We start from the raw sequence: 23,612 nt of genomic DNA on the forward strand, positions 1-23,612 counted from the left end.
GACTTAACTCCTGATACGATTAGAACAGAGCGCGGTCTTTGTCGTATTTACGGACAGCATAGTTCACTGACATGATCGTCGCAAAGCCAAGAACGGACTGGAAAACACCAGCTGCAGCTGACATGCCGATATCATTCGAAGTAATCAGTGACCTAAATACGAAAGTGTCGATAACGTCTGTCGAGGAGAACAGCAAGCCGTTGTTGCCGATCATATTATAGAACATCCCGAAATCACCACGGAAAATATTTCCGACCGCCAGCAGCACCAGAATAATAATCGTCGGATACAAATTTGGAATGGTTACTTTCATAATTCGCTGAAAAATATTAGCCCCATCAATTTCGGCCGCTTCATACATTTCTGTATCTATCCCCGTAATCGCAGCCAAGTACATTACCGTTCCGTATCCGAGACTTTTCCATGCAGAAACTATAACCAGGATATACGGCCAATAGGAAGGCGTATTATAAATATCGACAGGCTGGAGTCCGATACCTCTGAGCAAAGCATTCACGGTGCCAATATCATAATTGAGCAGGTTATAAGCAATCGCTCCGACAACGACCCATGAGATAAAGTAAGGCAGGAACAACGCCGATTGTGTGATTTTGCGGAACCATTTACCACCGACCTCAAACAACATAATCGCTGCAAAAATTTGCAAACTGTTATTGACGACGATAAACGCAATGTTATATAGTGCTGTATTTCGTGTTACCCGCCAAGCATCGCCTGATTCAAAGAAAAAGCGGAAGTTGTCGAGTCCGTTCCAGGAACTTCCAAAAATACCGCCCGCGTAATCGTAATGCTTGAAGGCAATAATAATACCCGCCATCGGGACGTAGGCAAACAGAAGGAAAAAAGCAACCGCCGGAGCCAGCATCAGCAAGAGAACCCTGTAATTTTTCAAATCGCTCCAAAATGTATGCCCTTTCATCTTTGCACCCCTCTCTTCTCTATATCTCTCATTATAAAAGGGCGAAGACGCTTAGATAATTCAGCGAAACAACTAAACATAATACTAATTCAACGATTCGACAAAAAAAGGTTAGCGGATAAACCAAAAACACCCGGCAGCGATTCTCCAATAACAGAAAAATCATCGCCGGGTTTTCATTTCACCGCTGTTTTGTTAGATTTTATTTTTCTTCCGGTACTCGCCGGGCGACATGCCCATGTAGTGCTTGAACTGTCTGTTAAAATAAATAATATTTTTATATCCGGCTTGTTCCGCAATCTCATACACTTTCTTAGTCGGATCTTCGAGCAGCTCGCATACCCGTTTCATCCGTAATTCACTTAAAAAATCGCTGAATAAACTGTTGGTTTCAAGCTTGAACAAATGACCCAGATAGTTAGGCGTAAAATCGAAGTGGGCGGCCACTTCGTTCAGCGTTATTTTTTGATCTAATCTTTCTTTCACATATTCCGTGATTTCATCAATTAACTTCCGCTTTTGTCTTTGCCGTTTCAAATAAAGCAGCTCCGACAACTCAAAGAACCTTCTTCTCAGCCACGAGAGAATATCATGCACCGTTTCGAACTGAAACAGCACAAAGGGATGATGCGAATCCCAATTTAAAATCTCGTATAGATGCTCGTTCATTTGCTGCAGATCGGCATGAAGCTTGGAGGTAATTCGAATAATGATATCGTAGATGTCGTTTTTCTGGGAGAGCGGACTGTCCCCGGCAAACAGCTTCAGCAAACAATCATCAATGGTGGTAAGGTCGTAGTCGAGCATCGCTTTAAGCATCCGGTCCACAATAACCTCTAAATCTGAGGCGATTTTTTCCTTCGGGCTCCATTCCGAAGCATCTTGGATGATTCTGTTTTTCCCAACAATCCATTTAATACTTAAAGCAGCCTGAGCTTGCCGATAGGAATCATGCAGCTTACCCAGTTCTGTTGTGTACATCCCTCTTCCAATCGTAATTGAACAGGAGAACTCCTGATAGAATGACCGAATGAGCTCTTCCATCAAAGCGGTAAAATATTGTTCCTGAACCGCAGCTAGGATCACAAAATGATAGTCATAGGTTGTGATGACCATGCCTAAATTTTGATCTTGCGCGAACTTCCGGATAAACTGATTAGCTGCGCTGCTCCATAAACTCCGCTCTTCTTCCGTCCAAGTTTGTATTTTCCGTGCCATATCGTCGATCTCGACGATGGCGACCGCCGACGCGCCTTGTAAGTATGACGTGAGAACGTTGTGAATGTGCGTCTCGACCTGCCCCGGGGCAGTCTCGTTAAACCAGCGCAGCAGCAGCTCCTGATTCACAAGCGTCAGTGTTTCCGACAAGGAAATATGCTGCTTCCTCTCCTTCTCAATCTTGGCGCAGAGTTCAGTCAGCGTCTTATTCAACTCGTCATCATCGACGGGTTTAAGCAAATAACCGGAGGCATTTAATTGAATCGCCTCTTTGGCATAGTTGAAATCCTGATGTCCGCTAATAAAAAGCAGATGGACCTCAGGGTTAATCTCCTTCGCTTTCCGGGCAAATTCCACACCTGACATAATCGGCATGCGGATATCGGAGAGAATAATATCAACGCGGTGCTGCTCCATCATTTTTAAAGCGGAAAAACCGCTCGTTGCCGTTCTCACGCTATGCAAAGGCAAATGATCACTGCCCGCCACCCGCCGTCTCAGCCATTCCAAATCGATCACTTCATCATCCACCAGCAGAACGTTGATCTCCATCGCCATACTATTTACTCCCCCATAACTTCCCGGATTTCCGCATTATCCACCGGTAAGATAATTTGAACGGTCGTTCCTGCCCCAAAGTAACTGCCGATATGAATGCCGAAATCATTGCCGTATCTCAGCTTGATTCGTTCCTCCACGTTTCTCAGTCCATAGCTGCTCGAATGGAATGAGCTCGAACGCATATTTCGCAGTGTGTCCGCCCGCATACCAATTCCGTTATCGATAACCTTAAGCTCGATGCGTTCACCCAGCCGTTTTCCGGTAATCCGGATCGCAATCGTCTCCCCAAACCAAGCATGCTTGAATATATTTTCTACAAATGGCTGCAAAATCAGCTTGATGATGGGAACCTGTAAAATATCAGGATCAATATCATAATAAACCTCAAAAGCATCGGCATACTTTACCCTCTGAATTTCAAGGTACATCCTTACCTGCTCCAGCTCTTTTTCAAGAGAGATATAGACATGTCCTTCATTCAAGGTGAGGCGATAGAATTTAGAAAGACCTTGTACCATCTGTGTAACCTTCTCAACTTCGCCCAAATTGGCCAAGCTGCCAATGGTCGACAATGTATTGTACAAAAAGTGCGGACTGATCTGAGCTTGAAGCACATCCAGTTCTGCTTGCTTTTTCTGAATACCTTGCTCATAGACGTTCTGGATCAAGTCCTGGATGCTAGTCGCCATCTGATTAAAACTATTAGCAATGTAGACAAATTCATCGTTCCCGGCAAACCCAATTCTTTTATAAAAATTCCCTTCCTGAAACGACCGGACCAAATATACGATTCGCTTAATTTTTTTGCCTGATATGCGGGCAACGAGGAAGCCGATCACCGCCATGACTAAAAAGCTGATCAAACAAACAGTGGTGATCACCTTCTGCATTCGGCTAGCATCTTTATTTAAGTATGCATGCGGCACCCGTACCTCGATAGCATAGTCAGACAACGGAATATCTTCACTAATGATCAGATAAGCATCTTGCTTCGCATGTTCATCGACAATACCTTGTTCATAAAGCGTTAATCCACTAACCCTATCCACTAGGCGAAGGTCTATGCCCTGTTCAATTGGAAAGGTATCGAAATTGCCAAAAAGCTCGTCAATTCTCGCCGTGACGCGAATATAACCAATAATCGACGGGCCTCCCTTGGAAGAAACCAGCTTGCGGAAATACGAAATATTGCTTAGTTCACTGTCGCTGTCCGCCTGAAGCCACAAGCTGTCTTTGTTATTGGCAACGATCGACTTGAACCATTCCTTATTTTCAATAACCTGATCAGAAAGAATATAATAATCGCTTCTACCGATAGGTACAGACATATCATCACCGGGGATTTCAAGCATCGTCTCATTCGCGGTATAGAGCACAAGTCTCAGATTGTTCCCATACAATTGCAGAGGGGCTTTCATATAAGGAACGATGTCATCCCTCATTTTGAGCATGTTTTCCAATGCATCTCCCCTAAACTGCAGAGCATTCTGAAAATTCGTATTGAGAAACAGCGAGTTAGTCATTCGTTTGATTTCATCTGTCTGATATTCGATATTGTTCCTCGTCTGCTTCAAAGCTGTCCGGACATTCGTTTCCGCCATTTCCGTTCTGGACTCTACGAGCATCGTATAAGCTATATAACCCACCAATACATCTGTCAGCAATACTAGAATGAGGTACGGTATCATCATCTTATAGGTGAACGGAATATACTTTTTACTGAATAAAAACCTCTCCATACCCATGCTCCCTTGTATCCGAGTCAATGCTAACGTTGTTTTCATCCATTCTACAATGGAATGAAAGCGGTTACTATATATTGTGTTTGGAAAATGGGCTTTAGAGCAACACCCTGTTTTCCAATATATTTTTCAGACTGATATGAGATTTTGAAGGTCCAAACTTTATAAGGTTGTCTTGGAATTCAGCTAACTCCTCAATCGACGCGGTTTGCACCTTTATGAGATAATTATATTCACCGCTAATCCGATATAAATCGGTAACTTCCATAGCATTTTTGCAAAAATCCGTAATCTCTTGGCAATGTTCTGTTTTTAATAGAATAAACGTAGTTGTGCCCCGATCCAGATCTCGTAGATTAAAAGCTGTATGATACCCAGAAATGATATTCCTTTCCTCCAGCTTGATCATTCGTTCTTTAACAGAGGGTTGTGACATCGAAACCTCTTTGCTGATTTGTGAAATGGACATTCGGGCATTGTACTGAAGTAATTGCATAATCTTTTTATCAATGTCATCTATAAGTTGTTCCATAGCAAGCGCCTCCTAAACTCATTTTATAAAATAAACTGATTCCACTAAAATACCTTAAATTTAATAACCATATTACTACAAAACACTTATCTTATATATATATCTCATATTTTAATACAACTATAATAAATATATATTAAAGTTGGGAGCGATTATAAATGAGTGTAAAAGGCCTTGCACATGTAGCGATTCAAGCCAAAGACTATAAAGCAACTATTTCTTTCTATATTGACGTTTTAGGATTTAAGCTAGGTCATCATTGGAGTCTGCCATCCTTTCAGATCAAAGAAGCCTCCATGCTGATTTCACCTGACCGCAGAACCTGCATTGAGATTTTTGATAATGATGCAGTCATCGCCGCTCAAGGAAAAAAAGCCTTGTCTGATGAAGATATAGCGCACGGAGCGTTATTACATCTTGCCTTCTATGTAGATAATGTAGAGGAGATGTATCAAAAAGCCCTTGCACATGGGGCAAAAGCTTTTATAGCACCGGACTCTCTGTCTCTGGGCGAACCGCCTCTTCTAATAAAAAACGCGATCATTCACAGTCCCAATGGAGAAGTTATTGAATTTCTTGAAGAGGTTGATTTTGATATTTCCAGCAAAGTTCATGTAGAATAAACGCTAGGGAGGGTTATGAATTATAAAACATACCATTCTCAGTAAAAAGTCGCTTTTCCTCTTAATTTTTTTGATATTTCTTATAGGAGTCTACTTTTTATTCTTTGGACTTCCGTGGAAGTCTCTGGCTTTAAAAAAGCAATTTGAAATCTATTTAGAAGATAAATATCAAATCGATTTCCAGCTGGGTAAGATGGATTTTGATTTTATACATCGCACTTACCTTTCTTATGCCCATCCAGTAAATGATCCCACTCTGATTTTTTATGTAGGTCAAGATATTGAAAGCAAGGAAATTCAGGATCTTTATAAATATCAAGTTGATAAACGAAATGCTGGGAGAAAGTAAGAGAATTTGAAGCCAACTTCTAGCAGATGAAGAAGGAATGATCGTATTGATTGTGATTCAAGCCATCGCTTGGCTCATCGCCTTCGCAGCCTTGTTATCCATGGTGTCGATTGTGCTGGTGAGCTGGAGGAACGGGATATCGCCGATGCCTACGTCAAAATCTGTACGCTCGGCTGTTGCCGTTGAGGTGAATCGGATTCCGGGATATAGCAGCATTGTGGAGGCGGGATCGGGTTGGGGAACACTTGGTATGGATGTTATTCGCCAATGTCCAGGCAAAAGGCTGACAGGCATTGAAAATTCCAGTATTCCCTTATGGACATCCCAGCTGCTTACTAGGTTCGGCACACGTATGCTACGAGCAGCCAAAGGCCAGAATCTGCTCCACGGAAGGCTCCGTTATGTACGTGGGGATATTTATAGCAGTTCTTACGAGCATGCGGATATTGTTCTTTGTTACTTATTTCCCGGAGCGATGAAACGGCTGGCGGAAAAGTTCAAGCGTGAGCTACTGCCGGGTGCGGTGGTTATTAGCATTTGTTTTGCCCTTCCAGGCATGCAGCCTGTCCGTACCATAACATGCACGGACACACTGCGTACCAAGGTATATGTATACACTTTTTAATTCAGGATTACCCCACTACTTCTTTTCAGTTAAGGTGGTAATTCTGGATTTTTTTCAGTTTATCCACTTGAAACTCCCCTTGCCAAAACAATGAATTGCACGGACTTTATACCACTACCGAGGTAAGTGATTTGTCCAGGAGAATGAATTTTATCCTAAATATAACTTTTTGTATGTCTTCTCCATCTAATTATACAGAGGGCCCTCAAGGAGGAAAAATCATTTGCTGGAAAACGAACTGGATATCAAAAAAGCGCAGAAAGGCGACCACGAGGCGTTTACCCGTCTTTTCAGGCAACTGGAATCCCAGTTGTACAGATTAGCCAAAACCATTCTGCTAAAAGATGAAGATTGCGCGGATGCTCTTCAGGAAACAACACTGAAGGTGTATAAAGGGTTGGCCAACCTTAAGCAGCCTAAGTTTTTTAAAACCTGGGTTATACGCATCCTGATTAATGAATGCAATCAGTTACTTCGTATGCGAGAACGAACTATAGCTGTGGCGGAAATTCCCGAGGAACCGGTCGTTTCCTATGTGCATTTTGAAGATTCAGGCAACGTAGACCTGCAAAGCTTCATTAATCAGTTGGACGAATCCCTGCGGCTTGCTATCGTGCTTTTTTATTATGACGATTTATCCATTAAGCAGATTGCAGATGTGCTCGACATCTCCGAGGGAGCGGTCAGGGCACGACTCCATCGCGCACGGAGATTGTTGTCCAAACAGATACATCCTGTGCCGGAGGAGGGTCTTGCTAATGAATAATAACAATTTAGAAAAGCAGATCAGGGAGCTAGGGAAAGCTAATATACAGGAGCTTCCTCCTTTACTACGATCACGGCAGGATTCGATTTATGCATCGCTGGCCACCATTGTCCAGGATCCTGTGGAAAAGGAAAAGAAAAAGCGGATTTATCCAAAAATCACAGCTGCTGTGACTGCGGCGATATTGTTAAGTGTTATGCTAACGGCTATCTATCCGCCTACGTTGGCCAATGCGCTCAAGCAGCTTCCCTTGATAGGTGGTATTTTTGAACGGGCAGATGATATAGGATTACAAGCGGCCCAGCGTCTGGGACTGACTTCCCGTCTAAACAGCAGTGATACGCATGAAGGGATCACCTTGTCTGCCGAAGAGGCTGTATTTGATGGCAGCCGGTTGGCATTCTCGGTGAAGCGTGAGGGAGAAGAACTGGAAGGTAAGCTAGCCGGAGTAACGATTGGAGCGGATGGGAAGCCTTTTCTAGCGGAAGGTGCGATAACCTCTGCAGAAGTATTGATCGACGGGGCTTCCCTGGAGAAATTTTCAGAAGGTCTCTGGAAAGCTATGCCGTTTCTAAGCTGGATAGAAGGTGCTGAAAGCAACACAGCTATTTTTAGACTAGTGGATTCCTCGAATTCGGGGATCTCCAACAAACCTTTTCCTGATCGATTTGTATTGACCGTAACCCTTGACTTAAACGGTATTGATGAACCGTTTGTTCTCCAAATTCCTGCGCGGAAGGCTACGATTAATAAAATTTCCACACCTGATATACGCGCACAAGTTGGAGGATGGAGTTTGATCCTGAAAAAGCTGGAATATAGTCCATTAACGACACGCCTGTCGCTCATGCTGGAACAGGATACAGACGAAGATCATACAGCATTGAGTTTAGTGGGCTTTGAAGTAAAGGATCAACAAGGACAGGTGCTGAAAGATATTTCGCAGAAAGTCCTCTCGACTTCCAATAGGTCACTTAATGTCGATTTGCTTACTGAGCCATTTGAGAAACACCCTAATATGCTCACAATCCGTGGCTATCTTTATGAGTTTGAGAACCCACAAAGTAAGAATGGAGCATTTAAAACAGACAGTTCTGGAAACCCAGTGAAGCATTATATTGACGGTCTAGAGATAAACGTGCTAGTTAAATAAAAATTAAGGAGCTTGATAATATCATGAAAAAAACGACTAAGAAGATGTCTGTAATTTTAAGTGCTGCTGTATGCCTAGGAGCGTTGGGAATGCCAGCTTTAACCCAAGCATCCAGTGCTCAACCCGCTGTTGAAGCTTCCCTGAATACAACAAAAGTGGCCGATTCACACGATCAGCTTACTTTAAAGGGCAGTGCACAGTTTGACGGTAATTATATTAAGATCGACCTGAGCCGTGAGGGATCGCTATTTTCAGGAATGCTCGCAGGAGTAACCTTAAATGATAAAGGCGAACCCTATCTTGCAGAAGGTACTATTGTGGGAATAGACGCCAAGCTCGCTCAACCAGGAGGCATCGATTTAAAAACACCACGCTGGATCAGTGACGGAGATGCCAACAAGGCGGTTGTTGTATTGCAGACCGGATGGCTAACCGAGCAACAAAAGGCAAGCCTGGCTTCCTCTGAATTGAGTATCTATGTGAAGCTTAACGGAATCGAAAACCCGTATGTACTTAAATTTTCCCTCAAGCAAGCAGGATTAGTGCGTAATATTCAGCTACCTGCTATAAAGAAAGACAACCAATTTGAAATCAAAACCACCCGTGTTGCTGCGGGAGAGACTTCTGTGCGTATCGCTTTAGCGGTTAAAGGGGTTGCCACCCAAGGCCAGGCTTTAGGATATGACATTTATGATAATCTGGGCAATAAATTAGAATCTATTGCAAGAGATTCTATTGCAGCAACTCAAAATACGGTTTCTGAAGATTTATTGTTCGAAGCACCTCGCTCAGCCGCTGAATATCTAGTTATCAGACCTTATCAAGCCGTATTTGAAAAAGGCAACACCGGGGCTTATAAATTAGATGCCAAAGGCAATGTAGTTAAAAATTATAACAAGCAACTGGAGATCAAAATCCCTCTAAAATAATCGTTAACGCAGCAAACATAAACATATATATCTAGGAAAAGGGGATTACCTCTCCGCCGAAGGCTTGAGGTAATCCCCTTTGTTCAATTGAAAGAAGGTTCCGTATTACTGATCATTTATAGCTAAAAAGCGGATAGTAGCTGTTGTCCCCTTACCTTCAGAGCTACTATAATAAATTTCCCCGCCGTATTTTTCTACGATATTAAAGCAAATCATTAATCCTAAACCTGTTCCATTACTTTTTAATGAATAAAAAGGAGTGCCTAGCGACTTAACCTCTGCTTCTGACATCCCGCTTCCTTCATCGATGATTGTTATCTCAATAAAATTATTGTTCCTATTCGCCATAATAGAGACAGATTTACCAACTTCCGAAGCCTCTAAAGCATTTTTTATTATATTAATAAGCAGCTGCTTAAATTCAATTTTATTAATAGAAATCATGCAATCTTCTTCTACGTAGGTAACGATTTGATTATCAGATAACATTGCGTAGGAATGGAGCAATCCTGTAACACTTTCAAGTACATCCTTCACATCTACTTTTTCTAATTTTTGCTCTCCATTTGGCTTTGAAAGGGTTAGAAATTGCGAGATAATCTGTTCTACTGTGTTTAATTCATCAATCATTAATTTAAATTTTCTTTTCATAGGATCATCAAATGAAGGATCCTCATCAAAAAACTGCAAAAAACCTCTAACCACTGTCACTGGATTTCTAATTTCGTGCGCAACGGCAGCTGTTAATTGTCCAACCATCTTTAAACGCTCAGATTGCTGTAATTGTTCATAATAAAGCTGCTGTTTTTTCATCCGTTTAAATGATATTTGAAAAATGAAAAATAATAACACTTGAACCGCTATTATATTAATGAAATTGCCTAGCATATCATAATGTAAATATGTATATAAATCCCCTCTATCAATCAAGAGGATATAGCCAAATGTAATTACCATTAGTACCCCATTTATAATGAAGGAAAAATAGAACAATTTTAAATCAAAAAATAGAATAGACAGTGCAGGAATAAGACAAATGAGGATATAGGTAGTCCATGTTTGAGGATATAAAAAGAATAGCGTATAAAAATACGCAAATCCAAATAGAATGATAATCTTTCTAAAAGTATGTGTCTCATGCTTAGGGTAAATCCATAAACAAACCGTTAGAAACGCCACACATAAAAAATGAATGATATAACCAAAATCAATCCCATCTAACTCTAGGGTAGATAGTATCAATCCAAACATCATAAGAACGATGATCATTAACATTAATATGTAATAGGTTTTTCGATTCACCCGACTGTAGAACTCTCTCATGAATTCACCACTTTTAAATTGATTTTACCATTACGATAGTTATCTTACTTGTAAACTTATTGTCGAAATAAGAATTATATCAGTTGAAATAGTAATAAACAATAACTGAAAAAAACTGTAAACTCGATGATATTATAGTTTGTAAAAAATTAAAAAACCGGGAGATACCATTTTAACAGTATCTTCCGGTTTTCTGTTTAACTTTGCATATTCTTTAAGCAAACGTCCATGTAGGAACGCTTGAAACCGGCAAGGGCTCCCTGCCCAGTCGCGGTTGAATATAACCACGGCTTCTGCGCCGGTTAAAGCTTTCCTCATAAACTAGAGAGGTGTTTCGGTCCTGATTATTTTATTATCTCTTTCCCTCTTTCTTCTATTTATCGAATACAAAACAAATAATAAAATAAACCATAAAGGCGTCAACAATAATGCCGGACGAGTTTCATCAGCAAACAGCATAATTATGAGTATGATTGCAAACAAGGCTAGAACAACATAATTCACAAAAGGTGTGAACGGTGCCTTGAATTTTGATTTGGCCTGCAATTCCGGCTTCGTCTTTTTATATCGCAAATGGCAAATTAGAACGACGCCCCAAACCCAGATGAAACAAATGGCACTAATCGTTGTCACGATGCCAAAGGCCGTCTCCGGAATCAGCTTACTCAACAAAGCCCCTACAGATAAGACAAGCGTGGATATGAATAAAGCATTACTTGGCACATGATTTTTATTAAGCTTTGCAAAGTTGGCTGGAGCCTGGTCATTTCTGCTTAGATTGTATAGAATCCGGCTTGTTGAGAACATCCCGCTGTTACAAGCGGAAGCAGCTGAAGTTAATACAACGAAATTAATAACCCCCGCGGCAATCGGAATCCCCACTAAACTAAATGTTTTAACAAAAGGACTTTCTGCCGGGTTTAGTTCTGTCCAAGCGTTGATGCATAATAAGGCAATAATAGCACCCACGTAGAAAAATAGAATTCGCAAAGGTATTTTATTAATCGCCGATGGGATAGTTTTTTCTGGATTGGATGTTTCCGCTGCTGATACCCCCACCAATTCCACACCCACAAAAGCAAACACAACCATTTGAAATGAAAGTAAGAACCCGGAAATCCCGTTTGGAAATACTCCCCCATGTGCCCAAATATTACTGAGCGCAACCGTTCCGGTAGTTGTTTTGAATCCAATCACCAGTAAAACTACCCCTATGGCAATTAACGCGAGAATAGTGATTACCTTAATTAAAGCAAACCAAAATTCCAATTCGCCAAAGCTTTTTACAGTTAATAAATTGAGTCCTAATAAAATAATTAAACAAATGACTGCGGGTATCCATTGCGGGATATCAAACCAATATTGTACATAGACCCCAACAGCTATAATATCGGCCATAGCCGTCATGATCCAGCAAAACCAATAGGTCCATCCAGTTACAAACGCCGCCCGCGGTCCAAGATAGTCTTCGGCAATGTCTGTAAAAGATTGATAACCTGCTTTTGACAACAGAAGTTCTCCCAATGCCCTCATCACAAAGAAAATAGCGATACCCACGATTAAATAAGCAAAAATGATCGATGGTCCTGCCAGCTGTATAGCTTTTCCAGATCCTAAAAATAATCCGGTACCGATGGTTCCACCAATCGCAATGAGCTGAACATGTCGATTCTCTAAATCTCTCTTTAATTCTTGTGCTGCCATTTCGAACTCCCCCTTATGTGAAAAAAATAACAAGTGAAAATGATAACAAAAAAGAGATTGGATACGCTCCAATCTCTTAGGTATAAGAATAATAAATAAAATACATTTATTTATTCTGACGATGATCAGAATAACAAATGAATTATCTAGTACTCTTCTGTCCTTTTGCCTGAGATTGTGAACCCTTCGGCGCCGGGGGATTCCCCCACGGTCTCTCCAGAAGCTGCTCCTGCTATAGTGTGATCCATAGCAATCATAGCTTGCGAATTATTTAATTTTTATGTCGCTAACTTCATTTTTAATATTTTTCAATACTAATCATTGTCAAATATTTTGTCAATAACATTAATTACCGCTTTATTATTGTTCCATTAACTTTTATTGCACACAATTAAGGGCTTGTCAGCCAAGCCGCCAATTCTTCTGTCTGCAGGCACAACCTTCAATACGCTCTCCTTAGCACTCCATGACTGACTAACACCTTACATGTTTTCGTTTGAAGCCCAGCTGCGATTTATCAACTGCCTTTTGAATATTAATTGAAGCATTCAAAATCTTGCTTTTTGTACTACCGGTATGGACTTCCACCGGGCCAACTTCCTTTGCAATCTCAACCGCTTTATCATGAAGCGGCAGATAGGATACGCCCACAGTGTAGATGAAATTGTTCATTGCGTATTTCGTTCGTTCAGGGGCATCATGAATCGTATTTTTAGCAAGCTCCAACATAGCGGCCAATTTTTCTGCGGAAAATTCACTGTCCGGGCGATTTCCGAGCAGCCAGCAGTAACAGTTCCAGCCCGCCGACATTTTCAACTCTATATCACTTGCAATCCATTTATCAGAAACCTCTTGCGCAATATCCGTCTCCGCCAACGTTACTGCCACCACAAAGTCCGATAGCATATAGAAATAAGCCCCAGCAATCCACCGCTCAAAATCCGACTCTGACATTGCTTTAGGCTCCGCGATCACCCCGGCAAAATACATAGCGTCGTAATTTCCCGTAGCATAAAGCTGCTCGGCCAAGGGTTGATTATGTTTTATTTTTCTGAAGATAGGCTTCATCTGGCCTGTGGCCACACCAAAAAGCGGTTCGTGCGCGCCATTGGATAGATATATTTTCTTGGTGCGTTCCTTGCCGAGAGCTTCAAGCTCTTGCATGACCGTTTCTAAATCCATTGTTCGCACTTCCTTTTTTATGAATATTGGCTAGGGACTCAAACTTTACTTGAATATATCATAAAAGCCCTTATAAATATCTTCTTTTATACATCAAGGTAATTTGCCCCGCTATGTATTCAGCGCTATATTGGTTGCCATCCTTAATCCACCACATAATAATCCCCAGTAGTGAGGCTGCAATAATATCAACGGAGACTACCTCCTTAGTAGAGTCAATGTTCCTCGCGTTTCTTCGTTTTTCGACAGTATTTTTTAACAGGTTGGTCAAGTGGTTTTTGAAGCCTTTATGCTCAATCAATACAGCAAAAACTTTCCGGTATTCAAAAAAATAATTTAAAAAGGTGATCAGCTGCTCCTGTTCGTTGTTGCTCTTCATTTGTAATAGCGGTTCAACCTTCATGGATAGGTCATCGAAGATTTCATGTACGATCTGGCGCAATAAATCGTTAATATCCTCATAATGCAAATAAAACGTTGCGCGATTTAGTTCCGCGCGGTTGGCGATTTTTTGGACGGTCAATTGCGAAATCTCCACATTGTCGGACAATAATGAAAAAACAGCGTTTTTCAACATCTTTTTTGAGCGAATGGCTCGTGGGTCAACTCTTTTATGTTCAGTCATTTCATCCCTCTATTATCGTTTAAATGGCCTTTCATCAACTAATTTGCCTATTCTGTCGATTAGTCGACATTTTCAATAAAATTGCAAATAGGAATACTTTTTAAATCCTGATATGATTTATTTTATTGACACTATGTCGAAAAAGCAATGAAGAGAGGACTGCAACATGCAAGAAGACACTAAGAACATAAATAAAGGGATCTTATTAACCATCTTAATCTTTGGTTGTTTCTTATCCACACTCAATCAGACGCTTTTAAATGTCGCCTTAAGTAGTTTGATGGATGTTTTTGATGTCACAGCAACAACCGTACAATGGATTTCAACAGGATTTATGCTGATCAACGGGATTTTGATTCCGATTACGGCCTATTTAATGAAACGTTTTACAACACGGCAATTATTTATAAGTGCCATGTCATTTTTATTAATCGGTTCTATAATTTGTGCAGCAGCGCCGAGCTTTAGTCTACTCTTAATCGGACGGATGATCCAAGCTGCCGGTGCAGGGATTATAATGCCGCTCATGATGAGTGTTGTGCTCGCGATCTTCCCCGTTGAAAAACGTGGCAGCGCTATGGGACTGCTTGGGCTGGCGATGATATTCGCTCCTGCTATTGGGCCAACGCTCGCGGGTTTTGTTGTCGAATACCACTCTTGGCGCTGGTTATTTATCGGGCTTATTCCACTTGTCCTCATTGTTATAACGTTGGCGTTCAAGTATTTAGTGAATGTATCTGAGACGTCTAAGTCGAAGCTTGATGTGGTAAGTGTTCTTTTATCAACCGTCGGATTCGGCTTAATTTTATACGGCTTCAGTAGTGCAGGAAGTAAAGGCTGGGATGATGTAATCGTGATCCTGACCTTAGGGATTGGGGTCGTGGTAACAGCCGTATTCTGTCTTCGACAAGTCAAATCTGATGATCCACTGCTAAACCTGTCGGTCTTCAAAAATAAAGTGTTTACGATGACATCTCTTATTAACGTATTAATCACGATGATGATGTACGCAGATATGATTTTATTGCCTATTTATCTGCAGAATGGTCGCGGGTTTACAGCATTTGATGCAGGACTACTATTGTTGCCGGGCGCACTCGTAAATGCGTTCATGTCACCCGTCACCGGTAAATTATACGACCGTTTCGGTGCGAAACCGCTGTTCATCATTGGCCTATTGTTTATTATTCCATCTATGTGGGCGGTAACAGATTTATCTGAATCGACCACGTATACTTATCTAATGATTCGTACCATAGGCCTGCGAATTGGATTAAGCTTCATTACTATGCCACTCAATACAGCCGGACTAAATGCGTTGCCCAAACAACTTGGCACTCATGGTACAGCTGTGAATAATACCGTTCGCCAAATTGCCGGGGCCATTGGCACTGCTGTCGTAATTACAATTTATACAGTGCAGGCAACCAGTCATGCAACTACACTGATGCAGAATAATCCCTCCGCTACTCCTGAGATCTTTAAATCCCTTACATCGATTCTTGGGGCAAGTGACGCCTACTACTTCATGATGATTTTATCCGTTGCCGCATTTGTTATAACATTATTTATGCCCACGAAAAACAAGCTCATGATTGAAAAGAAAGCAAACCTAGTTAGCAAGGAACCTCAGTTGTAACTAGTAATTGCAGAGTAAATGAAGAAAAGCCATTCCTTAGCGGAGTGGCTTTTGTTATGAATGGCTTGCTTTGGATCATTGGAGCACGTATTCCTACGAGCATCAATATTTCCTTATCCATATCAGTATCCCCCTCTCCATATCAAATGTGTAGAATCTATTATAAAAACGAAAAAATATTTAAACTTTACACATAAGTTAATATATGGTATTTTAATAGCGTTATTAAAAGGAATATTAATCCATAATAAGGAGCTGATTCCATTCATGAAACTATCTTTAAAAAAGAGATTGATGCTTGTTGGAACCTTTGTTTCAGTCTTTCTTTTTTCTTTTGTTTCCCAAGCATATGCGACTAATTTAATTGGCTACCCTACAGCTACACAAGCTAAGAATAATTGGTGCTGGGCTGCGACTAGCGTTACCATACTTCAATATTACGGAATCTCTGTAAGCCAATGTTCTTTTTATGATCATGTGAAGGGAACCTCCGGCTGTACAACAGACGAGAGTGAATCTTATGGAACTGTTCAAGAAGGCATTCATGATTATGGTGTCTCCAGTTGGAATCATACAGGAGCACTATCTTACAGCGATGTAAAAAACCAGATTGATAATGTTGGCAGTCCTATATATGTAAGCTGGAAATGGAATAGTGCTACCGGTGGCGGGCACGCAGTAGTTATCTATGGGTACGACACATATAGTGGAAATGATTGGATTCAACACATGAACCCGAGTGGGGGCACAAAAACCTCCATGTTATACACCAACATTAAAGGTGGCTCCAGCTACGATAGAACCTGGAGATGGGGACTTCATGGCTTCAACAAATATATTTAAGGAGGGCTTCCCATTAAGAAAACGCTGCTGTTAACTGTAACTTCATTCGTTTTATTTCTGACTTTTTTCTCACCTGTATGGGCTCAGACCGTAACTGAAGATGTTGTTTCTTTTGCAAATACAGAAGGATTAACATTGATTAAAGAAGGGCTATCTAAAGATCCTGAAGGGTATGGTTACAACAATGAAGCAGAGATTAGTGAAATTACCGTAGGTCAAGGAATGCAGATTCATTTTATTGATGGTGCTAAGCTTAGGGCGGCTTCCGATAGTCTGATTGAAACGGTCACACCCCAAGACAACTGGGAGTTTCTTATTTTATCGGGCGGAATACCCAAATCTAAAATGATCATTCAAAAGGATTCAAACGGGTCCTATCAAGTTACTGAGTTTGGAGGAAATCCTAATACTTTGGCCTATGCTATTCATTCACTAGAAGCTGAGGGTGAAGTGAGTGAGCCTACACTTATCCGTGAGCGGGACGAATATATAGCTGCCTTCAAGAAAGACAATCAGGAACTAATCATCGCCCCACAACAAGCCTCATCAGCAGAAACAAAAGGACTAAGCAATATTTCGGAGCCTCAAGCACCCGGGCATTTAATTGATGTGTTACAAACGATGCAGAACGATTCTTCCGATGACGAGCAGGATGGGTCGGGAACCATTGCTTCCGCATATTATGCGGACGATAATAATCATCTAACAAGGTCTATCACCATTAGCGCCATTATTGCTCTAGTAGCGGTATTTGTGTTCTGGGCCTATCTCAGAAGACGTAAACAACCTAAATAAATGTAAAAATAAGTAGGCCGCCCTCCTTCATTGGATTGCGGCCTACTTTGATAGATAGTACCTCTAAAAAGCCTCCCTCTCCCCATATGATTAGGACATAAAGGCTGCCAAAGACCTCGTTAGCATAACACCATTTGTAATGGTATCTTGCGGCTAAACATCTCGTCCAGTACCCATGCCCCTTTTATACATTTTTTCTGCTTCAATAGGACTTTCTTTTGCCGTGATATGATACGGAATTACCCGATAAACTTGAACCGGACCGCCAAATACAGCCGATCTATACTTTTCCACATGCTGCTTGGACAAGGGGCGATTATAATAACCCGGTACGTATTTATTGATCAATTCCTGAAGTACGTGTGTGGCTTCATCCAAATCTGAAATCGGTTCTGCTTGTCCAAAAATCATTACGCTCATATAAGCTGTATCCGTTTTGGCTGGTACCGGGTCTGTAATAGTTCCGTATTCCTCACATACCGTAAAACATACCTCCGGATTATCACGCATGACCTGATTACGTCTTCCATCTCCAGCCCCGTGAATATACAGTTTCCCTTCAGTCCATACATAATTAAGTGGCACAACATAAGGGAGGTTCCCATCAACCAACCCCAGATAACCTAATCTCGTTTGGTGAAGGAACCTTTCAATCTTCTCTTGATCTAAGCATTCCCTGGTCTTGTAACGAACCGAATTCATATCGAATCTCTCCTTTTATTTAAATTGCGGATACCAGCGTTGTTACGGTAGTATATCAATGAATGGATTGTATTAAAATATCCAAAATTCGCTGTTTAGAGCAATCCATAATTCGTTTTTTATGATTGGAGTTTCTATTTGGAGGTATGTACGATGATGAAAGTAATTCGCAATGATAAGAGACCAATCTGGCAGCAATTGCTTGATCAAGCGATTCATAATATTACTAGCGGAGTCTGGGCACCAGGAGAATTACTGATTCCTACCCGCGAACTTGCGCACATCGTAGGTGTCTCCCGCTCAACTATACAGATCGTCTATGAGGAATTGTTAAGTCGAGGTTATACAGTTACCTCCCGCCGGGGAGGGACGCGAGTTAGTACGTGGAAGCAAGTCACTATGTCCACGAAGGAAATAGAAACAGAGGGCCCCACACCTCCGTCACTCTCCTTGCTAGACTCAGCTGTTGATCAATTACATGACTGGTTCAGAGGTAAAGAACAGCTAGAAGTGGATATTGATTTCAGTCCCCATGAACCCTATTTGGATGAACAATTTCAAAAAAACTGGCGGCAATCGCTGCTCCAGGCATCCGCTGAAATGGATTTATCAAGCTGGGCTTACGGTAACTGCTACGGGTACACACCATTACGTGAGCAAATACAGCGTTATTTATCACTTGAACGGGGCATACATGTCCAAACCAATCAGATTCTGTTGACCTCAGGAGCTCAGCATAGTATTGACTTAATCGCACAGTCACTTTTAGCTGATGGGGACACTGTCTCAGTAGAGGATCCAGGTTTCCCAGCTGCTTGGATGGCAATGAGATACCGCCGTATGAATGTGGTACCCGTTCCCGTTGATGAGTATGGTCTAGTGGTTGAGCATATTCACCCGCAATCCAAGCTGGTCTTTGCCACCCCTTCCCACCAGTGCGCAGTAGGGGTCGTTATGTCGGAGCCCCGCCGGCAACAATTGCTGCATAAGGCCGTTCAAGAACGATTTTGGATCATTGAAGACGATTATGATAGTGAATTTCGATATCGCGGGGAGCCGCTGCCAACGCTGTTTAGTCAGGCATCTAATAATACTTTGTACCTCATGAGTTTCTCTAAAATGATTGCACCAGGCATTCGTATTTCGGCTATTGTTGGATCAGTCGAGGCGATTGCTCAGCTAGCGAAGGTGCAGGAGCTGACTTACCGTCATCTTCCGATTATGGATCAGCTAACACTAACCCACTTCATTAAAAATGGTCATTTTATGCGCCATATGCGAAGAGTCAGAAATGTGTACCGGCGAAGACACGAGGTCATGGCAAAAGCTATTATGGCTAGCGGTTTAGGGGAGCGCTTCACGCTCAGTGGAGTAGAAACTGGATTACATATGTTATTAGAAGCTGAGGAAACATTCGACGAAGAAGCTGTGACAAGGTTAGCCCTACAACATGGAATACGTGTGTACCCTCTTGGGCCCTATTGTTTGAATAGCAAAAGAAAAGGATGGGTATTAGGGTTTGCAAAAGTAGATGAGGCAGCGATTGAGCAAGGCATTCATCGTCTTGCGGAGTTGATCCTATAAAATCACCTCCGCAGCACTCACACAATTTGTTGAACAGTCCATAGACTATTTTAGATTTATGAAACCATTGAAACTTCAAACAAAAGTTAATATATGGTAAATTTAAACTATGATAGAACCTGGAGATGGGGACTTCATGGCTTCAGCAAATATTTTTCAGGAGGGCTTCCCATTAACAAAATGCCGTTGTTAACCATAGCTTTATTTTTATTATAAGCGGTATTTGTGATCCGGTCCTATCTCAGAAGACGTAAGCAACCTAAGTAAAATAGAAATAGACGGCTCTCCTTAAAATACCCTCCAATTTTGCACACCAAGATTTCTCGCCCTACTTATGATATGGCTCACCGCGCTGTCCGTAATCGCAAGTTTTAGGACCATCTTTTGTGGGCTGGCCCTTTTTCACCCTTTTTCTTTATGAAAATCATATCGGTAGCTAAAAAAACTCCCGATGCATCCCCTTATCGGGAATACATGGGAGTCTTGAGCGATTCAATCAGGTCCTATGTTACATAGCTTTTTCAGCCAGATCGCTAACTAAATTTCTCATCCACTTACGGGAGTAAATCCGGGCGTAGCCGAAGCCAAAGCGGACAACCTCCTCCAGCGAGATGACGAGATACACAAGGTAGACAGGTTGCTTCCAAATGTATGACAGCAACAGCCCGGATGGGACACCTATCAGCCAAGTTGCGGTAGACTCCATGCCGAATACGAACTTGCTGTCTCCTCCGCTGTTTAGAATACCGCCGGCTATAATCATATTGGATACTTTGACCCAAAGAAATCCAGCAAACACGATAACGATATACATGCTCATTTGTTTAGCATCCTCGGAGATATTGAACGCTGAGACATACAGCTTCGAGCCTGCCGCAATGATAACCCCGACGATCAGAGAGATAATGATGCCTAGACGAATGAACCGTTTCGCATGATCGAGTGCGATATCGGATTCATTCGCACCCAAACGGTTGCCAACCATTACCCCTGCTGCACTAGCCAGCCCCGATAATAAACCAATGCAAAGACCCTGAAGTGGGAAAGTAATGGTCATCGCAGTCATTTCCATCGTCCCCATACGGCTATAAATGACCGCATATGCTGTTTCACCCAATACCCAGATCAATTCAGTCAACAGCAGCGGATAGGTCGTTCCAAAAAACTTGCGGATGAGCGGTTTAGGAACGATGAATAAGTTCTTTAACCCGACAGCTCCCGGTAAACGATACCGGTACACGGCACCAATGATCAACAAGCATTCAAAGACTCTAGAAATAAGAGTAGCAATGGCAGCGCCCTTCAGGCCAAGCGCAGGAGCACCGAAATGACCGTAAATAAGTACGTAATTCAGTATAATATTCAAGCCAACTGCAATTAGACTTACATACATCGGCCACTTGGCATGGCCAGTACTGCGTAAAATCGCGGAATACATCATCGTGAGCATGACAGGCACAAAACCGATCGACATTATCTGGAGAAAGATATACCCCTCATCTATTACATTCACGTCTGTAGTGAATAGGCTCAGAAAGAGCGGCGAATCGATAAAGACAGCCGCAGAGAACAGGAACGAGAACGCAAAGCCGGTGATCAGTCCGAGACCCAGTACTTGAGAGACACTTTTGGAATCTTTATTTCCCCAAAACTGGGCTGCATATATGGATACACCCGTCGATAAACCGGCCAAGACAACCGCGATGATCCCGTATATTTTGGTCGACATCCCCACCGAGGCAATTGCCACATCTCCCAGCTGCCCAACCATCAATTGATCCGTCAAATTAAGCAATGCCATCAGCAAGCTTTGAAGCGTAACGGGCACAGCGATTTTATACACACTTTTGTAGAAATCTTCTTTCTCTGACATGTATCGTTCACAACCCCCATATTCTCGATTTTTCCAGAACTTATAGCCATTCGCAGTCTATGACTTAGTTTGAGGTTAGATCACCTTTTTGTAGCGCATGAGCGTGTAGTTATCTTTTGGTTGAATTTCTACAACCTTGAACTTTTTCGCAAAGTTCAATTGCTGATACCCGTCTCCATCCACTAAAGTAATGTTTGTGGAGCCGCCTATGATGATTGGAAGCTGCATTAGAATAATCTCATCGACGATATCCTGATTGAAAATATGCCAGTTTAAGAATCCGCCGCCTTCGACCATCAGACTGGTAATCCCATAGTTCTCCTCCAACTGACGTTCAAGCTCCACAAAATCTACTTTATCCTCGCCGCAGATAAGGCACTCCTTTCCTCTTTGCCGGATCTGTTTGATTTTTTCTTCATCCCTTCCTTTCTCGGTCGTGACAATAATCGTCTTCCCTTGGTCCGAGAGTACATTGCAATCTAGCGGAATATCCAAGGTAGTTGTCGGAATGATACGAATTGGATTTTTATTTTCCTCATACCGATTAGTAAGAAAGGGATTGTCCGTCAAAATTGTATTTTTGCCGACCATAATTCCCTGCACCTTCCCCCGGAATAGATGAATAAATTCCATATCCTCACTGGAAAATAAAGAAAAAAGCTCTTTACTCGAATTACCAGCGCCCATAGTGAGCTTTCCATCAATAGAAATTTGGCTGAATATCGTTGTTTTCATTTGGCTCTCCCCATCTCTAATTAGCTTTTAAATGCGCCCCAAGAGGCTTGAATAGTCTGTTCTATTTTGTTCAATGCTTGTTCAGGATTGCTCAAGGGCAGCTCGATAAGACCCGCATTTAACGCCTCCCATACATGGATCATGAAGGGATAAGTCGGCATCGGCCGTGAGTGATCCAAAAGCGATAAAATCATCTTTCTGTTAGGCGCAGCAGAGGCAGCTAGATGGTTCAGCACCTCTTCCTGAGCCGGAATCCGCTGTACACCCAGCGTCCACATAGTTTGGCATTCGTCACTCAGCATAAAGCGCGTGAATGATAAAATATCTTCCCGCTCCTCGGACGTTAATGAATGATTAGGGTAGATCAGGCCAATAGAAGAAGACATGGATAATGATTGCCGCCCTTCGATGCTCGGAAGCTGGCAAACCGCAAGCCTATTGTTCATATGTTTATCTAGATGGTTATAAATCCACTCGCCACAAATAATGGCGCCGATCTTACCGTCAATGAACTGCTCAAGCAGTCCTGTGGAGCCGTCGAGACTAACGAGCACGCCTTGATCCATCTTGTCGCGAATAAACTGAAGCGCCTGCTTCATTTCAGAGGTGACGATATTCGGCTTTCCATTCTGTACAGGCCAACCGCCGAAAGCTGTAAGGAACGGAATAAACCAATAGCCTTGCTGTAAGTCTGCTCCAATCGGTATGATACCTTGGGCGGATAACTTTTCTGCTGCCTCTTCGAACACGTCCCATGTCGTCGGCGCACTAGGGTAAATCAACGGGTTGTAATACACAACCAGATGATTACCCCGCAATACAGGGATACCATACTGAACACCATTCATTTGCATCGTTGAAAGGGCTCCCTCAGTCAGCGTATCGTCAAATAGCCCGCCCGGTACTTCGGAGTAAAGACCGTTCTCCACATAGGAGGACATGTCAGCAGGAACCATCGCCAGATGCGGACCTTGCTGGGTGTCCTTAATTTGGTTCAGGCGCGCAGTCAGCTCCGTAATATTCATCACTTGTGGTGTAATTTGTACGCCGAAGCGCTCTGTATACAGCTTACAAATTCCCTCCAGCACCTCAATCGAGGTATCTCCTGGACCATCAAACTCATGCCATACCACGACTTCCTTATTGTTCTTTTCCATTGCAGCCTCTCT

The 23,612-nt window shown here is 42.1% G+C and carries 23 protein-coding genes and 1 riboswitch; of the genes, 10 read left to right on the plus strand and 13 right to left on the minus strand.

Translation table 11 applies throughout. From position 1 onward, the window contains the following. Positions 1-19: 19 nt before the first annotated feature. The 4 genes from MKX34_RS31645 to MKX34_RS31660 form a co-directional block, all read right to left on the minus strand. Positions 20-940: an ABC transporter permease subunit gene (locus MKX34_RS31645; protein ID WP_076296981.1), complete on the minus strand. Its 921-nt coding sequence runs from the start codon at positions 938-940 to the stop codon at positions 20-22. Positions 941-1,135: 195 nt separating this feature from the next. After that, positions 1,136-2,716, minus strand: a complete 1,581-nt coding sequence (locus MKX34_RS31650) for a response regulator (protein WP_305953663.1) — start codon at positions 2,714-2,716, stop codon at positions 1,136-1,138. A 5-nt stretch (positions 2,717-2,721) separates the two neighbouring features. Next, a complete protein-coding gene (locus MKX34_RS31655; RefSeq protein ID WP_076105121.1) occupies positions 2,722-4,458 on the minus strand; it encodes a sensor histidine kinase in 1,737 nt (578 codons plus the stop codon). 100 nt (positions 4,459-4,558) lie between these two features. Further along, positions 4,559-4,993, minus strand: a complete 435-nt coding sequence (locus MKX34_RS31660) for an Lrp/AsnC family transcriptional regulator (protein WP_038573865.1) — start codon at positions 4,991-4,993, stop codon at positions 4,559-4,561. 158 nt (positions 4,994-5,151) lie between these two features. Here MKX34_RS31660 and MKX34_RS31665 point away from each other — a divergent pair, with 158 nt between their 5' ends. The 6 genes from MKX34_RS31665 to MKX34_RS31690 all read left to right on the plus strand — a co-directional run bounded on the left by MKX34_RS31665 (position 5,152) and on the right by MKX34_RS31690 (position 9,438). Next, a complete protein-coding gene (locus tag MKX34_RS31665) occupies positions 5,152-5,616 on the plus strand; it encodes a VOC family protein (RefSeq protein WP_038573867.1) in 465 nt (154 codons plus the stop codon). Between the two features lie 193 nt (positions 5,617-5,809). Further along, complete coding sequence (locus tag MKX34_RS31670) at positions 5,810-5,965, plus strand: hypothetical protein (protein WP_170914150.1); 156 nt, start codon at positions 5,810-5,812, stop codon at positions 5,963-5,965. Between the two features lie 37 nt (positions 5,966-6,002). Continuing rightward, entirely contained in the window at positions 6,003-6,590 is a 588-nt protein-coding gene (locus MKX34_RS31675) for a class I SAM-dependent methyltransferase (RefSeq protein WP_038573872.1), read from the plus strand. A gap of 223 nt (positions 6,591-6,813) precedes the next feature. Further along, positions 6,814-7,356: a sigma-70 family RNA polymerase sigma factor gene (locus MKX34_RS31680; protein WP_235219471.1), complete on the plus strand. Its 543-nt coding sequence runs from the start codon at positions 6,814-6,816 to the stop codon at positions 7,354-7,356. Beyond that, positions 7,349-8,509, plus strand: a complete 1,161-nt coding sequence (locus tag MKX34_RS31685) for a DUF4179 domain-containing protein (RefSeq protein WP_038573874.1) — start codon at positions 7,349-7,351, stop codon at positions 8,507-8,509. Before MKX34_RS31680 ends, MKX34_RS31685 begins: the two co-directional genes overlap by 8 nt. Before the next feature lie 23 nt (positions 8,510-8,532). Then, positions 8,533-9,438 (plus strand): DUF5643 domain-containing protein, encoded by a 906-nt coding sequence (locus MKX34_RS31690; protein WP_038573876.1) that lies wholly within the window; start codon positions 8,533-8,535, stop codon positions 9,436-9,438. A gap of 105 nt (positions 9,439-9,543) precedes the next feature. On the opposite strand, the gene MKX34_RS31695 is transcribed toward MKX34_RS31690, so the two are convergent. The 4 genes from MKX34_RS31695 to MKX34_RS31710 form a co-directional block, all read right to left on the minus strand. After that, positions 9,544-10,707: a HAMP domain-containing sensor histidine kinase gene (locus MKX34_RS31695; RefSeq protein WP_256719411.1), complete on the minus strand. Its 1,164-nt coding sequence runs from the start codon at positions 10,705-10,707 to the stop codon at positions 9,544-9,546. 375 nt (positions 10,708-11,082) lie between these two features. Then, positions 11,083-12,465 carry an amino acid permease gene (locus MKX34_RS31700; protein ID WP_036682353.1) on the minus strand — a complete coding sequence of 461 codons (1,383 nt, stop codon included), beginning with the start codon at positions 12,463-12,465 and terminating at the stop codon, positions 11,083-11,085. Between the two features lie 147 nt (positions 12,466-12,612). Then, positions 12,613-12,695, minus strand: a riboswitch (glycine riboswitch). Positions 12,696-12,939: 244 nt separating this feature from the next. After that, positions 12,940-13,647, minus strand: coding sequence for a DNA alkylation repair protein (locus tag MKX34_RS31705; protein ID WP_076296980.1), 708 nt, complete (start codon positions 13,645-13,647; stop codon positions 12,940-12,942). A gap of 70 nt (positions 13,648-13,717) precedes the next feature. Beyond that, complete coding sequence (locus MKX34_RS31710; RefSeq protein ID WP_036682356.1) at positions 13,718-14,272, minus strand: TetR-like C-terminal domain-containing protein; 555 nt, start codon at positions 14,270-14,272, stop codon at positions 13,718-13,720. 166 nt (positions 14,273-14,438) lie between these two features. On the opposite strand from MKX34_RS31710, the gene MKX34_RS31715 reads away from it, so the two are divergent. Next, positions 14,439-15,911 carry a DHA2 family efflux MFS transporter permease subunit gene (locus MKX34_RS31715; protein ID WP_076296979.1) on the plus strand — a complete coding sequence of 491 codons (1,473 nt, stop codon included), beginning with the start codon at positions 14,439-14,441 and terminating at the stop codon, positions 15,909-15,911. Here the strand turns inward: MKX34_RS31715 and MKX34_RS31720 are convergent. Continuing rightward, positions 15,889-16,032 (minus strand): hypothetical protein, encoded by a 144-nt coding sequence (locus MKX34_RS31720; protein ID WP_179086882.1) that lies wholly within the window; start codon positions 16,030-16,032, stop codon positions 15,889-15,891. The genes MKX34_RS31715 and MKX34_RS31720 overlap by 23 nt on opposite strands. 146 nt (positions 16,033-16,178) lie before the next feature. Between MKX34_RS31720 and MKX34_RS31725 the strand changes: the two genes are divergently transcribed. Both MKX34_RS31725 and MKX34_RS31730 read left to right on the plus strand, forming a co-directional pair. Next, positions 16,179-16,754 carry a C39 family peptidase gene (locus MKX34_RS31725; RefSeq protein WP_076105127.1) on the plus strand — a complete coding sequence of 192 codons (576 nt, stop codon included), beginning with the start codon at positions 16,179-16,181 and terminating at the stop codon, positions 16,752-16,754. Positions 16,755-16,889: 135 nt separating this feature from the next. Next, entirely contained in the window at positions 16,890-17,549 is a 660-nt protein-coding gene (locus tag MKX34_RS31730) for a hypothetical protein (protein ID WP_076124251.1), read from the plus strand. A gap of 153 nt (positions 17,550-17,702) precedes the next feature. Here the strand turns inward: MKX34_RS31730 and MKX34_RS31735 are convergent, their stop codons facing one another. Continuing rightward, entirely contained in the window at positions 17,703-18,251 is a 549-nt protein-coding gene (locus MKX34_RS31735) for a pyridoxamine 5'-phosphate oxidase family protein (RefSeq protein ID WP_036682364.1), read from the minus strand. Between the two features lie 153 nt (positions 18,252-18,404). Between MKX34_RS31735 and MKX34_RS31740 the strand changes: the two genes are divergently transcribed. Then, on the plus strand, positions 18,405-19,835 hold the full coding sequence (locus MKX34_RS31740) for a PLP-dependent aminotransferase family protein (protein WP_076296978.1): 1,431 nt from the start codon (positions 18,405-18,407) through the stop codon (positions 19,833-19,835). Between the two features lie 508 nt (positions 19,836-20,343). Here MKX34_RS31740 and MKX34_RS31745 read toward each other — a convergent pair. The 3 genes from MKX34_RS31745 to MKX34_RS31755 form a co-directional block, all read right to left on the minus strand. Continuing rightward, positions 20,344-21,708 (minus strand): MATE family efflux transporter, encoded by a 1,365-nt coding sequence (locus MKX34_RS31745; protein ID WP_076132870.1) that lies wholly within the window; start codon positions 21,706-21,708, stop codon positions 20,344-20,346. Positions 21,709-21,783: 75 nt separating this feature from the next. Continuing rightward, on the minus strand, positions 21,784-22,443 hold the full coding sequence (locus MKX34_RS31750; protein ID WP_036682374.1) for a dihydrofolate reductase family protein: 660 nt from the start codon (positions 22,441-22,443) through the stop codon (positions 21,784-21,786). Positions 22,444-22,463: 20 nt separating this feature from the next. Next, positions 22,464-23,600, minus strand: coding sequence for an extracellular solute-binding protein (locus MKX34_RS31755; RefSeq protein WP_038573897.1), 1,137 nt, complete (start codon positions 23,598-23,600; stop codon positions 22,464-22,466). Between the last annotated feature and the right edge of the window lie 12 nt (positions 23,601-23,612).

It is taken from the genome of Paenibacillus sp. FSL R5-0636, from assembly GCF_037974255.1.
GTDB lineage: Bacteria > Bacillota > Bacilli > Paenibacillales > Paenibacillaceae > Paenibacillus_AQ > Paenibacillus_AQ odorifer.